At 64.9% G+C, this 13,363-nt stretch carries 12 protein-coding genes and 1 pseudogene; 4 read left to right on the plus strand and 9 right to left on the minus strand.

Going from position 1 to position 13,363, the window contains the following annotated elements; genetic code table 11:
• Nucleotides 1–263: 263 nt before the first annotated feature.
• Together ACFU5V_RS37345 and ACFU5V_RS37350 are read right to left on the minus strand one after the other, a co-directional pair.
• A complete protein-coding gene (locus ACFU5V_RS37345; protein WP_378705814.1) occupies nucleotides 264–707 on the minus strand; it encodes a GNAT family N-acetyltransferase in 444 nt (147 codons plus the stop codon).
• Nucleotides 704–1,159 carry a Clp protease N-terminal domain-containing protein gene (locus ACFU5V_RS37350; protein ID WP_378705900.1) on the minus strand — a complete coding sequence of 152 codons (456 nt, stop codon included), beginning with the start codon at nucleotides 1,157–1,159 and terminating at the stop codon, nucleotides 704–706. The genes ACFU5V_RS37345 and ACFU5V_RS37350 overlap by 4 nt, the downstream gene beginning before the upstream one ends.
• An 836-nt stretch (nucleotides 1,160–1,995) precedes the next feature.
• On the opposite strand from ACFU5V_RS37350, the pseudogene ACFU5V_RS37355 reads away from it, so the two are divergent.
• A pseudogene (locus ACFU5V_RS37355) lies at nucleotides 1,996–2,777 on the plus strand (hypothetical protein).
• Between the two features lie 224 nt (nucleotides 2,778–3,001).
• Here the strand turns inward: ACFU5V_RS37355 and ACFU5V_RS37360 are convergent.
• The 3 genes from ACFU5V_RS37360 to ACFU5V_RS37370 all read right to left on the minus strand — a co-directional run bounded on the left by ACFU5V_RS37360 (nucleotide 3,002) and on the right by ACFU5V_RS37370 (nucleotide 5,807).
• A complete protein-coding gene (locus ACFU5V_RS37360) occupies nucleotides 3,002–4,042 on the minus strand; it encodes an NAD(P)-dependent alcohol dehydrogenase (protein ID WP_378705816.1) in 1,041 nt (346 codons plus the stop codon).
• A 113-nt stretch (nucleotides 4,043–4,155) separates the two neighbouring features.
• Nucleotides 4,156–4,614 (minus strand): MerR family transcriptional regulator, encoded by a 459-nt coding sequence (locus tag ACFU5V_RS37365; protein ID WP_378705818.1) that lies wholly within the window; start codon nucleotides 4,612–4,614, stop codon nucleotides 4,156–4,158.
• 494 nt (nucleotides 4,615–5,108) lie between these two features.
• On the minus strand, nucleotides 5,109–5,807 hold the full coding sequence (locus ACFU5V_RS37370) for a GntR family transcriptional regulator (protein ID WP_378705820.1): 699 nt from the start codon (nucleotides 5,805–5,807) through the stop codon (nucleotides 5,109–5,111).
• A 305-nt stretch (nucleotides 5,808–6,112) separates the two neighbouring features.
• On the opposite strand from ACFU5V_RS37370, the gene ACFU5V_RS37375 reads away from it, so the two are divergent.
• Nucleotides 6,113–6,916, plus strand: coding sequence for an SDR family NAD(P)-dependent oxidoreductase (locus ACFU5V_RS37375; RefSeq protein ID WP_378705822.1), 804 nt, complete (start codon nucleotides 6,113–6,115; stop codon nucleotides 6,914–6,916).
• Nucleotides 6,917–7,006: 90 nt separating this feature from the next.
• Here the strand turns inward: ACFU5V_RS37375 and ACFU5V_RS37380 are convergent, their stop codons facing one another.
• From ACFU5V_RS37380 to ACFU5V_RS37395, 4 genes are all read right to left on the minus strand, one after another.
• A complete protein-coding gene (locus tag ACFU5V_RS37380) occupies nucleotides 7,007–7,708 on the minus strand; it encodes a GntR family transcriptional regulator (RefSeq protein ID WP_378705824.1) in 702 nt (233 codons plus the stop codon).
• Nucleotides 7,709–7,902: 194 nt separating this feature from the next.
• The gene (locus tag ACFU5V_RS37385) at nucleotides 7,903–8,394 is read right to left on the minus strand and encodes a pyridoxamine 5'-phosphate oxidase family protein (RefSeq protein ID WP_378705826.1); all 492 of its coding nucleotides are present in this window, start codon (nucleotides 8,392–8,394) and stop codon (nucleotides 7,903–7,905) included.
• 103 nt (nucleotides 8,395–8,497) lie between these two features.
• Nucleotides 8,498–9,694, minus strand: a complete 1,197-nt coding sequence (locus tag ACFU5V_RS37390; protein ID WP_378705828.1) for an acyl-CoA dehydrogenase family protein — start codon at nucleotides 9,692–9,694, stop codon at nucleotides 8,498–8,500.
• A 162-nt stretch (nucleotides 9,695–9,856) separates the two neighbouring features.
• Entirely contained in the window at nucleotides 9,857–11,038 is a 1,182-nt protein-coding gene (locus ACFU5V_RS37395) for a CaiB/BaiF CoA transferase family protein (protein WP_378705830.1), read from the minus strand.
• 589 nt (nucleotides 11,039–11,627) lie between these two features.
• On the opposite strand from ACFU5V_RS37395, the gene ACFU5V_RS37400 reads away from it, so the two are divergent.
• A complete protein-coding gene (locus ACFU5V_RS37400; protein WP_378705832.1) occupies nucleotides 11,628–12,548 on the plus strand; it encodes an LLM class flavin-dependent oxidoreductase in 921 nt (306 codons plus the stop codon).
• Complete coding sequence (locus ACFU5V_RS37405; protein WP_378705834.1) at nucleotides 12,545–13,336, plus strand: SDR family oxidoreductase; 792 nt, start codon at nucleotides 12,545–12,547, stop codon at nucleotides 13,334–13,336. Before ACFU5V_RS37400 ends, ACFU5V_RS37405 begins: the two co-directional genes overlap by 4 nt.
• The last annotated feature ends 27 nt before the right edge of the window (nucleotides 13,337–13,363 follow it).

The raw sequence follows: 13,363 nt of genomic DNA on the forward strand, positions 1-13,363 counted from the left end.
ATTTGAAGTGCAGGCGCTCTTGCCCTTTCAGGCGTAGTTCGGTGAGCACCTTCCGGGCGTATGCCAGCGACAGTGGATCGGCGATGGCGGCGGCCACCATGATCCCGCGGACGGTGTTCTCATCGACGAAGGCATGCACGAGCACCCAGCTTGGAGACGCGCTCTCTGGCACCGTGTCCCCGCAGTGGTCAAAGCGCAGCGCCGCGCGCGGCTACGGGACCGCAGCCACCAGCGCCGCGCCTCGGCTGCTCGAGTCGTGGTGCTCATCGGTGTGGCGAGAAGCTGGGCGGCCGTCGGACGAGGAACCTTTCGACGCCGGGGTATCTCTCGCCGAGCGAGGTGCGGGTGAACCCGGTCTTCTCGTAGAAGCACAGCGCGGCGGTGTCGGTTTCGGCGACGAGCGCGATGCCGGGGTGGCGGGCGTGCACCCAGTCGATGAGGGCGGTGCCGATGCCGTGTCGCCGGAAGTGGGGGCCGGTGGCGAGGTGCAGCAGCGTCGTCTGATCCGGTGCGGTGCGGTATCCGATCACACCGACCGGGATCCGGGAGGATCGGGCGACGGCGAGGACTGCGGATCCGCTCCGGTAGGGCACGAGCGCCACGTCGAGGCGGTCTCGATGTGCTGATCCCACCGCGTACGTCAGGAGCGAGAGAACTCCCTCGGCATCGGGATCGGTCTCGTCGATGGCGACAGGGATTCTGCTCACGTGGCCACGGTAAGGCCGGTGTTCTCGGCGCGCCTGTCGGCGATTCGCTCGGCTCGCCGTCGGGTGCGGCAAGTCGCGAAGCCTGGGACGTTCCCGACCAGTCGGGGCGATACCTCGAAGGTGGCGGCGCAGAATGGGATTGCGTCGATCAAGGGCATCGTCGTAACCGCTCCCGCGCGGAGGATCTGAGCTGAGTTCTGCTGTCCTGTGGTGCAGCGGGGGTCGTTGGGTCGGGTGGGGTGGACGGATTTCGCCGAGGTGTGCGGGTTTACTCGTGGGGTTGGGGGGTGTTCGGTGAGTTGGTGTCGGATGCGCTCGCGCATGTCGTGCGGGCTGATGGCGGTGAGGTGGGTGAGGATTCGGGTTCCGGTGCAGGTGGTGTCGGCGAGGAGGGCGAGTAGGAGGTGTTCGGTGCCGATGGTGTCGTGGCCGAGCAGCGAGGCTTCCCGCAGGGATTGTACGAGGGTCTATTTTCAGGGTCGGGGTGAAGGGGGGCCCGGCGCATCCGGGGTCGGTGTCGTTGGGGTAAGCGGGGATCTGGTCGAGGGCGCTGTCGAGGTGGCCGGTGGTGAGTCCCCAGGTGGTGAGGGTGGCCGCGGTGGGGCCGTCGGCGGCGAGGGTGCCGGTGAGGATGTGTTCGGTGCCGAGGCGGTTGTGGTGGTGGGTGCGGGCCGCGTCGGAGGCGAGTACGACGACGTGGCGTGCTTGGTCGCTGAATTTCTCGAACACCGTGTGATCACTCCTCGGCGAGCCCTGCGCGGGGGTGGCGCCCGTCGCCCTTCCAGTATCCCCGTGTGGGGACGCTGAGCCGGCAAGGATCACGTTGTTCCGGGGAGGGTGTGATTGGGCGCTCGGTTGCGGCGGACACCATTGTCCGTGCCGCCTGCTCGGGGTGATCTCGGTGCGCGTGCAGCCGCGGGACCGCACCGTGCACTGCGTGGAATAGCACGGACCGGTGTCTACGGGGCCGGCGAAGCGTCGAACCGGGCCGCACCGGCGGAGAGCTGCGCGCGTATGGGGAAGTCGCGGCCGGCCGGGCCGGCACGGCCCTCGCGGGCGGCCGGGTTCCGGACGTCTTGGGCGATGCTGCTTGGCGTGGCGTTTGTTGTGCGGCACTGGGGCTCGGGCTGATCGTCGGCGTATCGCATCGGTGGTCTCCCTGGTGTCGGCGTGATTCGGGTCGGGCGTCGTTGCTCCCGGACGGGGATCTGATCGGTCCTTGGCTGTGATGTGGGTGGGCTAGCGTGGGGGTTTGTGACAGCAGGTATTCCGGTGCCGTCGCAACAAGATGGCGCCGAGCCCGGAGGTGGCGCTCGACTTCGCTCGGGAGTGGGTCGAGTTCCTCGATCCTGACAACGCCGAGCATCTCATCGCCGCGGACATGACGTGGCTGCTGTCGCGCTGGACCTGTGTGTTCGGCACCCCGGCCTGCCAGGGCATCATCGCGGGCCGACCCGACGACGGCTGCTGCTCGCACGGCGCGTTCTTCACCGACGAGGACGATGTCGAGAGGTTGCACGAGTCGGTGAAGCTGCTGACACCCGAGGATTGGCAGTTCAGGAAGCAGGGGCTGGGGAAGCGGGGTATATCGAGGAGGGCGAGGTCGAGGACGAGCCGGCGCTGCGGACCCGCCGCTACCGGGGTGCGTGCATTTTCCTGAACCGTCCCGGCTTCGAGGGTGGGATCGGGTGCGCGTTGCATGCGATGGCGCTGCGGCGTGGGATCGAGCCGCTCGAGGTGAAGCCGGACGTGTGCTGGCAGCTGCCGATCCGGCGGACCCAAGAGTGGGTGGAGCGACCCGACGGCGAGCAGGTCCTGAAGACGACGATCACCGAGTACGACCGCCGGGGTTGGGGTGAGGGCGGCGCGGATCTGGACTGGTACTGCTCCGGCTCGCCGGACGCGCACGTCGGCGCCGAGGCGGTGTGGCAGTCGTATGCGCCGGAGCTCACCGAGTTGCTCGGTGAGGCCGCGTATCGGGAGTTGGCGCGGCTGTGCAAGCGACGCGAAGGTCTCGGCCTGATCGCGGTGCACCCGGCGACCGCGGTCGCCGAGAAGAATTGCCCGTAGCGCAGCGGCGGTCCCTGACGACGTCGACCCCGATTACGGCGTTACGGGCGTCGACGGCGCGGTCCTACGACGCCGACGGCACCCCAACTCGCAAACTCGCACAAGGGTGACACCGAGCCGCAGGTCACCCGAGCACCCCGGCTGAGAAGCTTTCCTGCGTAATGACATTGAGATGTCGAGGAACGCCCGCTGGAACCTGTGTGCGGCGGGCGTCACGCCGGGGGTTAGTGCAGGGTGGTGGTGTCGATGACGAAGCGGTAGCGGACGTCGGAGGCGAGGACTCGTTCGTAGGCTTGGTTGATGCGGTCGGCGGGGATGATTTCGATGTCGGATCCGATGTTGTGGGTGGCGCAGAAGTCGAGCATTTCCTGGGTGAGGGCGATGCCGCCGATCATCGATCCGGCGAAGTTGCGGCGGCCGCTGATCAGGGACATGACGTTCACGTTGAGTGGTTCGGCGGGGGCGCCGACGTTGACGAGGGTGCCGTCCACGGTGAGGAGGCCGAGGTAGGCGTTGAGGTCGATGCCGGCGCTGACGGTGTTGATGATGAGGTCGAAGCGGCCGGCGAGTTGTTCGAAGGTGGTGGGGTCGGAGGTGGCGTGGTAGGCGTCGGCGCCGAGGCGCAGGCCGTCTTCCTGCTTCTTCAGGGTTTGGGAGAGGACGGTGACGTCGGCGCCGAGGGCGTGGGCGATTTTGACGGCCATGTGCCCGAGGCCGCCGAGGCCGACGATGGCGACCTTGGTGCCGGGGCCGGCATTCCAGCGGCGCAGTGGGGCGTAGGTGGTGATGCCGGCGCACAGCAGCGGGGCTGCGGCTGCCGGGTCCAGGCTTTGTGGGACGGTCAGGACGTAGTCGGCGTCGACGACGACGTGGGTGGAGTAGCCGCCCTGGGTGGTGGTGCCGTCGCGGTCGAGGCCGGCGTAGGTGGGGATCATGCCGTTTTCGCAGTACTGTTCGTCGCCGTTTCGGCAGTGGGTGCAGTGGCCGCAGGAGTTGACCAGGCAGCCGACGCCGACGCGGTCCCCGATCTGGTGGCGGGTGACGTCGGCGCCGGTCTCGGTGACGACGCCGACGATCTCGTGGCCGGGGACGATGGGGAAGGGTTGTGGGCCCCAGTCGCCGTTGACGGTGTGGATGTCGGAGTGGCAGATGCCGGCGTACTGGATGTCGATGAGGACGTCGTTCGGGCCGACGTCGCGGCGTTCGATGGTGGTGGGGGCCAGCGGCTGGCCGGCGGCGGGGGCGGCGTACGCGTTCACGCGCATGGCGGATGTTCCTTACGTCTGTGGTGGGCCCAGTGGTGGGCGGGGCAGGGCTGAGTGACCGGCGGCGCATCAGTGGATGGGGGCGCGCCGGGGTGGTGGTGTGGTGGGTGGGGTTAGCGCTTCTTGGTGCGGAGTTGGTCGGCCAGGGCACTCGCCTCGGCCGCGAGGAGCTCGGCACGGGGCTCGTCGCCGGCGTCGATGGCGTGCCAGTAGTCGATCTTGAGGTCGACGTAGCGTTGCCGGAGGGCGATGTGCTGGGCCTCGAGCTCGAGTTGCTGCCGGCGCTGGGTGAGCAGTTCGATCTGTGCGGAGGCGGCCGCGGCCCCGTGGTGTCCGTTGGCGACGTACTCCTTCATGTCTCTGACGGACATGCCGGTGGCGGCCAGGCACGCGATCCCCAACAGTTGGCCGAGGTCGTCCTCGTCGAAGACCCGGTGTTTGCTGCTTTCCCCGCGGCTGATCGGCGGGATCACCCCGACCGATTCGTAGTAGCGCAGCGTGCTGGCCGGGAGTCCGGTCAGCGCGGCCGCGTCCTTGATCGAGTAGTCGCGTGGGGTGGTTCGTGCACTCACGTCATCGACGCTAAGAACTTCAAGTACTTGAAGTCAAAGGTCGGATGAGTCACACCCCTGGTGGGGCGGTCGCGGCTGACGACGGCCGTGCGGTCTTTGTCGACGATGGTGACATCGAACCCGCGAGAGCCGGAGCGACGACGTCTCGCATGCTGACGCCTCGTCCGGAACGGTGCTCGGCAATCGCAGCGATGATCAGGGGTGCTGCGGTGGGCCCCAGCGCCGCCGGAAGATCGGGGTTTGGGACGGTTCGGCACCTCGGAATTACACGGACTGTGATGTCGGTGTACTTGTTCTCGGCGAGTAGTTGCTCCACGACTTCCTTGTACGTCCGGGGCCGATGATGACTTCGCGGATCGCGTTGACGTCGGGGATGACAGCGTGCGGTGCGGTCGAATCTTCACACACTTATCGCAGGATGGCAGCCGCGATGGGTACTGGTGGGCGAGTGTCGCGTGTCGTCGGCGCCGTGCGATGCGCTTTCCCGTGGCGTCTTACGGGTTCGCAGTCCAGAGTCCACGCTTTTCGAGGGTTTCAATCAGCCGGTCCGCACCTTCGAGAATGTGCCGCTGCATGAGATTGCATACTTTGACCGAATCACGCTTCTTGAGTGCTCGCAGCATCTTGACATGATCGCCGCGAGCGCCTTCGACGTGGCCTTCGATGGTGGCGTAGAAGGAGTTCGGCAGTTGTTTCACGACTGAACCGAGCAGTAAGGCAAGGCGGTGAGAGTCGGCCGCCAGGTTGATCTCTCGGTGAAAGGAATGCCCGAGATAGGCGATTGCCGGCTGATCGTCATCGGCGATGGCGAGCTGGTACGTCTCGATGTTCACTTCCAGCCGCTCGATCTGTTCCGCGTCCATTCGCTTTGCGGCGCGCGTAGCCAACTGGCCGGCGTACTGCGCTTGGGCCCAGAAGATGTCTCGAATATCCTGCTGTGTGATCGGTGCGACGACGAAACCGCGTCGCGGCACAAGTTGAACAAACCCTTCGCTGCGCAGAGCAAGGAGCCCTTCTCGGACCGGGGTGCTGCTTACCCCGACTGCCTCCGCAATGGGCTCGATTCGGAGGAACTCGCCGGGGCGCGCGCCGCCCGAGATGATCAACTCGCGGACGTAGGATGCCACCTCTTCGGGGAGTTGAGTCCGCTTCGTACCTCTGTTCAGGGGAAGTGTGAGCGCGGTACCGGTCATTGGTCAGTCCGTCCTTCCAGAGTGTACGTATCAACATAATACACAATCGATCATCGAGTTGGCAGCTGTTGACGGTTCAGGTGTGCGGACGGGTCCGGTGGTGATCGCCGTGCGGTCGCCACGTGACATCCCGTCGCGAACGATGATATATAATCGATGAACGATCGGAGGGGTTCTGGCGTTCTGCAACCCGGCCCGAATAACGGTGGGGCGTCCCGAACAAATCAAAACGAACCGAGGTGTGGTCAATGGAAAGTGTCGACCAGGAGGGGCTACGGAGCCGTTACCGGGACAAGGTTGCGATCGTGACGGGCGCCGGGTCCGGTATCGGCCGCGCGATCGTGGAGGGTTTGGTCGCCGAGGGGGCATACGTTGTCGCGAATGATATTTCACTCGATCGGATCGAGTCACTCGAGAGTGAACGGGTCACCGTGATTGCCGCTGACGTGAGTGAGGCGTCGGCGGCCGGTCGACTGACTGCCGAGGCCCTGAAGATGCGCGGAGGTAGGATCGATGCTCTGTTCAACGACGCCGGAATCGGCTCGGCCGGGCCGGCCGTCGATATCGGCGCCGAGGAATGGCGTCGTGTCATGGCGATCAACATCGATGCCGTGTTCCAACTCGCTGCTTCAGTCGGGCGGGTGATGATCCGTCGAGGCGGCGGTGCCATCCTCAACACGGCCTCGGTGGCTGGGACGATGGGTCTTCCGGGCCGCGTTCCCTATGTGGTGTCCAAGCACGCCGTCGTGGGATTGACGCGTGCGTTGGCTGTCGAATGGGGAGTCCACGGAGTGCGCGTCAACGCCCTGTGCCCGGGCTTGACCGAGACGGCAATGAGCGAGCGGCTCAGAAGAGAAGCGCCGGACTACTGGGCGAAACGTGAGGCCGTGGTGCCACTGCGGCGTGCGGGGACCTCGGCCGAACAGGCGGCTGCTGCGCTGTTCTTGAACTCGGAGGAAGCGTCCTATATTTCTGGGTTGATCGCCGAGGCGGACGGCGGAGCCCATGCGTTGTATTCCGGGTATACGGTGAGCCGTCCGCAGGGGGACTCGGGCGGTGTCGCGGCGTCGGGGATGGAGCGCGAAATTACGCCCGGCGCCGGTTTGTAGCTGGTACGGGTGGCGTCACCGGGGAGCGCTGATCGGCGCTCGGAACTCTGCCGCGGGCGAATAGGGGCCGCGGCACAGGGCTGAGAGAATTCACGAGGCTGGTTCGTCCTTGTTCCAAATGCCGCGCTCCTCCAGGATCGCGACCAGTTGGTCGCCGCGGGCGAGGATGTGTTGCTCCATCAACGTCCGCGCCTTCCGGACGTGGTGCTTGCGGAGGGCCTCGAGGAGGAGGGGGTGTTCGATCCGGCTGGAGTCCACGCCGCCGGCGATCATGGTGTAGAAGCGGTTCGGCAGATTCTTGACCATGTAGCCGAGCAGTGAGGTGAGGCGAGGTGAGTCCGCCGCCAGATTGATTTCGCGGTGGAAGGCGTGTCCGAGGGAGGCCAAGAGTTCCTCGTCGCCGGTCTCGGCCGCTTTCTCGTATTGCTCGACCAGCGCCTGGAGTGTGCTGACCTGCTCCGGGGTGATCTTCTGGGCGGTGCGGGCGGCCAGTTCGCCGGCAAGGTGCGCCTGAGCGAAGAACAGATCGCGCACGTCCTGCTGTGTGAAGGATTCGACGACGAAGCCGCGGCGGGGAAGCATCTTGACGAAACCTTCCCTTTCGAGGATGAGAAGGCCTTCGCGTACCGGTGTGTAGCTGACTCCCATGGTTTCGGCGATAGGGTCCATGCGCAGGAATTCGCCCGGGCGTATTGCACCCGAGATAATCAGCTCGCGGGCGTAGGTCGCCACCTCGTCGGGAATCTGCTGTCGCTTGCCCCGGCGGTTGGTCACGGCGAATGTCTCGGTCATCCTAGCCCTCCTGGCTTTATGCATTATGTATAAACAATACTCGATGTGCGCAGGCTTTCCCACCCAAGGGTACGGGTGCGAGTGCGCGAACGGGATGCCAGCGGAGGGACGAACGTGCAGCGGACCGCGACTGTGGCCGCGATCCGCTGCACGATGAAATGCCGAGGGTGAGGGTGTGGCTGTAGCGGAGGTTGCTATCCCGGGGGCGGGGTGCGGTCGGGCATAGCGAGCGCATACGGGGACGTTGCGGCTTTGCGCTGATCCATTCCGAACGCGCCGGCTGTGGAGACTTTGAAGACCACCCGGCCGGCAGACAACCAGATCCGGTCGTGTTCGTCCTGGTCCTCGATTCCCGGTTTGGGGTATCGGCGGTGCATCTTCACGCTCAGTACGTTGTCCGGGTCGGAAACTTCCTGTGCCGTTCCGTTGACGAGGACGTACCCGTGGATCGGTTCGTGGTCGAAAATGGAGACGGACACAGAGGGATTGCGCCGCAGACGCAATGTGAGACCTCGTGTGGGTGTCGAGGAGAAGTACAATGCGGTGCCGTCGTAGTAGTAGCCCATGGGGATGACGAACGGCGTGCCGTTCTTGCGCATGGAGGCGACCGCGGCGAACCGGCCGGGGGCCCGCAGGTAGGCGTCGATCTCCTCCTCGGACATCGTTGTCTCACCGAGATCGATCATCGTCGCACCTTCCGGTCGGACGAGCTATCGCACGGTGCGTCTGCACGCCCGTGGTCGCCGACGCCGCACGGCGATTCGATCCGATGACACCGTGGCGTTCTGGTCATTTTTGTCGGTACTCCTCGAGAAGCCGCCGGCCGATGATCATCCTCTGAATGTCCGCGGTGCCTTCACCGATGAGGAGCATCGGAGCTTCGCGGTACAGTCGCTCGATCTCGTATTCCTTGGCGAACCCGTAACCACCGTGGATCCGGAAGGCATCCTCGACGACCTCCTTGCAGGACTCGGCGGCGAGGTATTTCGCCATACCTGCCTCCAGATCGTTGCGGTTCCCGAGATCCTTGATCCGCGCGGCACGCACCACCATCTGGTGGGCGGCCTGGACTTTTGTTCCCATCTCGGCCAGGCGGAACAACACTGCCTGGTGATCGGCGATCCGCTTACCGAACGTCTCGCGTTGCTGCGCGTAGCCGATCCCGAGCTCGAACGCCCGGTTGGCCACACCGACGGCGCGGGCGGCGACGTTGACCCGGCCTACCTCCACCCCATCCATCATTTGGTAGAAGCCGTTGCCGGGTTCCTTACCGAGGATCTGCGTGGCGGCGACTTTGTGGTTGTCGAAAATGAGTTCGGTGGTGTCGACGCCCTTGTAGCCCATCTTTTCGATCTTTCCGGGGATGGTGATACCGGGCGCTGTCTCACCGAAACCGGGTTCCTTCTCGATCAGGAAGGTGGTCAGGTTCTGGTGGGGCTTCGGTCGGCCCTCGTCGGTGCGGACGAGAACGGCGACGAGGTTCGCGGAACCGCCGTTGGTCAGCCACATCTTCTGACCGTTGATGAGGTAGGTGTCGTCGTCCTGCCTGGTGGCCTTGGTCTTGATGGCGGCGACGTCCGAACCGAGGCCGGGCTCGGACATCGAGAAGGCGCCTCGGATCTCGCCGGTCGCCATCCGGGGCAGGTATCTCTGCTTCTGCTCCTCGGTTCCGTGTTGCTGCAGCATGTACGCCACGATGAAGTGGGTGTTGACGATCCCGGACACGCTCATCCACCCGCGGGCGATTTCTTCGACCACCAGGGCGTAGGTGAGAAGCGACTCGCCGAGGCCGCCGTACTCCTCCGGGATGGTGAGGCCGAAGATGCCGAGTTCTTTCATTTCCTCGACGATCGCGGTGGGGTATTCGTCCTTGTGTTCGAGTTCGGTGGCGACCGGCAGGATCTTGTCCCGGACAAATCGTCGAACGGTGTCGAGGATCTGCTCCTGAACATCGGTGAGATCATCGGTCTCACACAGTTTCGGCATGGATGGGTCCTTCCGTGTATTCACTGTGGCCCTTCCTCGTATACGCCAAGTATGTACGCAGGGAAGGGCAGTGAGCGTGTTGTCGATAGGGGTGCCGCGGAATCCGAAGCGTCATGCGTGGCGGGGGAGCCGAGACAGAGTTGAGTGGAGGCGGTAGCGCTGCTACGCCTCGAGTTCCTCGAAGATGACTTCGTCGGCGAACAGCTGCTTGATGCGAACCTCGTCGTACACTTCTGCGGCGACTTCGCGGGTGTGCTGGCCGATCTTGGGGGCAGGCCCGGGCCGCTCGGGTCGCTGCCCACCGAACCTCCACGGGGGCCGGACCAGGGCGACTCCGTCCTTCTCCGGTTCGATGAGGTCGAGCCATTCCACTTGTGGGTGCTCGATGAACCCTCCCATGGTCAGCACCGGGGTGAAGGGAACGTCGGCCGCCGTGAGGCGCTGTTCCCAGTACTGCGCGGGCTTGCCGATGAATTCCGCTTCGACGATTTCGACGAGGTCGAAATAATGCTGGACGCGGAGCGCGAACGTGACGAAGCGGGGGTCGTCGGCGAGGTCCTGCCGATCCAGCGCCTCGAGGAAGCACAGCCAGAACTTCTGCGAGGACGAGAGGTGGATGGCGATGTTTTCGCCGGTCGAGGTCGCGAGGCAGAAGTTCTGGGCTTGTGGGTGTCGGCTCTGCCGGGTCGGCTCCTGATGGTCCTTGTCGAAATACTGGGTGAGAGCCTCGATGGTCAGCGTGCTCATCGCCTCCATGAGTGAGGTCTCCACACGTTGGCCTGCGCCGGTGGCCCCGCGTCCGACAAGTGCGGCCAGAATTCCGGTCGCCGTCGTCAGGCCGGTGATCAGGTCCGCCACGCAGGTACCGGACAGTTGCGGCGAGCCCGCATCGCTGAGCACCGAATACAGACCGCCCACGGCCTGACCGATCGTGTCGTACGCCGGGCGTTGCGCGAGAGGCCCACCAGGCCCGAAGCCGGTGACGGAGGCATACACCAAGGCGGGAGCGAGTGCGGCACAGTGGTCTGGACCCAGGCCGAGTGCGGTGGCCTTGCCCGGGCGCATGTTCTCGAGGACGACGTCGAACCGTGGAACGAGGGCCTGGACCAGCCCGAGACCCTCAGGATGTTTCAGGTTCACCCCGATGCTGCGCTTACCGGCGTTGTACTGCCGGAAGAACGGGCTCCGGTCGTTTTGCTGGAAACGGTACGCGTCTCCGCCGCCCGTGTTCTCGACCTTGACCACATCTGCGCCCAACGCGCACAGAAGTGAGCTTGCGTAGGGCGCGGAAATGTAGCCTCCGAGCTCCAGGACGCGGATGTTCTCGAGCGGCTTGTGCTGCATTCGTCACCTCGTTCAATACGGGACCCACCGCTGGTGGTACCTCGCTCCGTCCACATCATCCTATACGAGTCACATTATATATTATCGTAAGTTGATCTGGCTACAATATGTCGAGGAGTGGGATTCCGCAGGTCAGCAGCTCGCCTGTTCGGCGCGACGCGAGCTGCGGCGGCCGTCGGCAACGGAAATCGAGCCCGAGAATGCACCACCCACTGCTCTCGTGTCCGGGATTTGCCGCCCCCCTCGGCTGGTAATTGGGGGTCCGGGCCCCGAGGTGGGGGGTCGTCCACCGCGTAGCAACCGTTCCGTTCGACTGTGGGATGTCTGGGCTGTGGTTGCATCGAGATCGATTCTGTTTCAACGTGTCTCACTCGTCGTCTGGGAGTGATGTCGTGGGGTGGCCGTGTCCTCGGCGATGAACCGCGGGCATCTTTCGCGTCCGCGATGCACGCCTCGTCGGACTCCGCAGGACGTTGCGTCAACTCCGCCTCTAGATCGATAATGCATGATAAGTGTACGCTGCGTGAGGACTAACGGGCGGCCGAGCCCGAGGAACCGAGGACTAATGGTGTGCGCGTTTACCATTCCCGTGGGCGTTCGACTGCCGTTGGTGGGCCCGGGGGTGACACCGGAGGGGTTGCTCACCATAAGCCGGTGCGCCCTCGAACTGGGATTCAGCTCATTCTGGGTCGGGGATCACGTGGTATTGCCGGAGTCCACCGCATCGGTCTACCCGCATTCCGAAGACGGACGACATCCGTTCCGGGCGGACACGCCGTGGCTCGATCCTCTCGTTCAGCTCGCCTGGCTGGCCGGTCAACTACCGGAGGCCACGTTCGGGACGAGCGTGCTGATCATGACGCTGCGTAACCCGACGCTACTCGCCAAGCAACTCTCGACCATGTCGTGGCTGACCGATCGTCCCCTCGCACTCGGAGTGGGTACCGGATGGCTGCGTGAGGAATACGATGCGGTCGGGATGCCCTTCGAGAAGCGGGGGAGCCGCGCCAAGACGGACATCGCGCTGATCAGGGAACTACTGAACCGAGGAAGACACGAGTACACCGTGCGGGGCGTCGACGACGCACCGGAGGCGAAGACCTTCACCATGCTGCCCGAGCCGCCGGCACCGGTCGAATTTCTCTGGGGTGGACACAGTCCGCTGGCGATGCGCCTGATCGCCTCGGCCTGCGACGGCTGGCTGCCTGCGAAACAGAGTCTGGAATCGTTGGAGGGTCATTTGGTGCGACTGCGGGCAGCGTGCGACGCCGTCGACCGCGACTTCACCGAGCTGAAGCTGATCGTCAAGCCCGGTCCCGGTCCCGACCCGGAGTCGGGGGCTATCAACGCCGACAACCTCGAGGTCTATGCGGAGATGGGCTTCCACGAAGCGATTCTCGAGTTGCCGTACGAGCCCGACCTGGCCGGCGCGATGCGCACGCTCGAACGCGTTGCCGGCCGAAGTCGGCCCCGAGCCGAACAAACAAACAATGGGAAGGAACAGATATGACCGACAGCGGGATGTTCGAGAAACTCTTCGACGTCAGCGGCAAAGTTGTCCTTGTGACGGGCGGCAGTAGAGGAATCGGTCTCGCGATCGCCGAGGGATTCGTCAGGTCCGGCGCACGGGTCTACATCTGCGGACGCAACGCCGAGGCCTGCACCTTGGCGGTGAAGGAACTTTCACAGTACGGCGAGGCCATCGCCCTGCCGGCCAACCTCGGTGCCGTCGACGGGTGTCGCTCGCTCGCCCAAGCACTGGGAGAGCAGGAGGACCACCTCGATGTGCTCATCAACAACGCGGGAGCGCTCTGGGCCGAAACGCTCGCCGAGTACCCGGAATCGGGGTGGGACAAAGTCTTCGACCTGAACGTCAAGGGTTCCTTCTTCCTGATCCAGGCCCTCACCCCACTGCTCGAGGCGGCCGCCTCTCCGGAGGATCCTGCCCGCATCATCAACATCGGATCGATCGACGCGTTCCATGTCCCCAAGCACGAGACCTACGCGTACTCGTCCTCGAAGGCGGCGGTCCATCACCTCAGTCGTCACCTCGCCGCGCAGTTGGCACCCCGGTCGATCACGGTGAATGTGATCGCGCCCGGCATGTTCAAGAGCAAGATGCTCGAGGGCACGCTGGAACGACGAGGCGAGGAGGCGGTCCTGGCTCCGGTCCCGCTCAAGCGGTTTGTCGCCGAGTCGGATATGGCAGGCACGGCCATATACCTCGCGTCCCGGGCGGGCGCCTACGTCACCGGTGCGGTCCTGCCGGTCGACGGTGGTACAGCAACCACCCTCTGACACGCCGTGAACCGAGGGGTTGGGCAA

The sequence above is a fragment of the Rhodococcus sp. NPDC057529 genome (assembly GCF_042802055.1).
In the GTDB taxonomy this organism is placed as follows: Bacteria; Actinomycetota; Actinomycetes; order Mycobacteriales; family Mycobacteriaceae; genus Rhodococcus_F.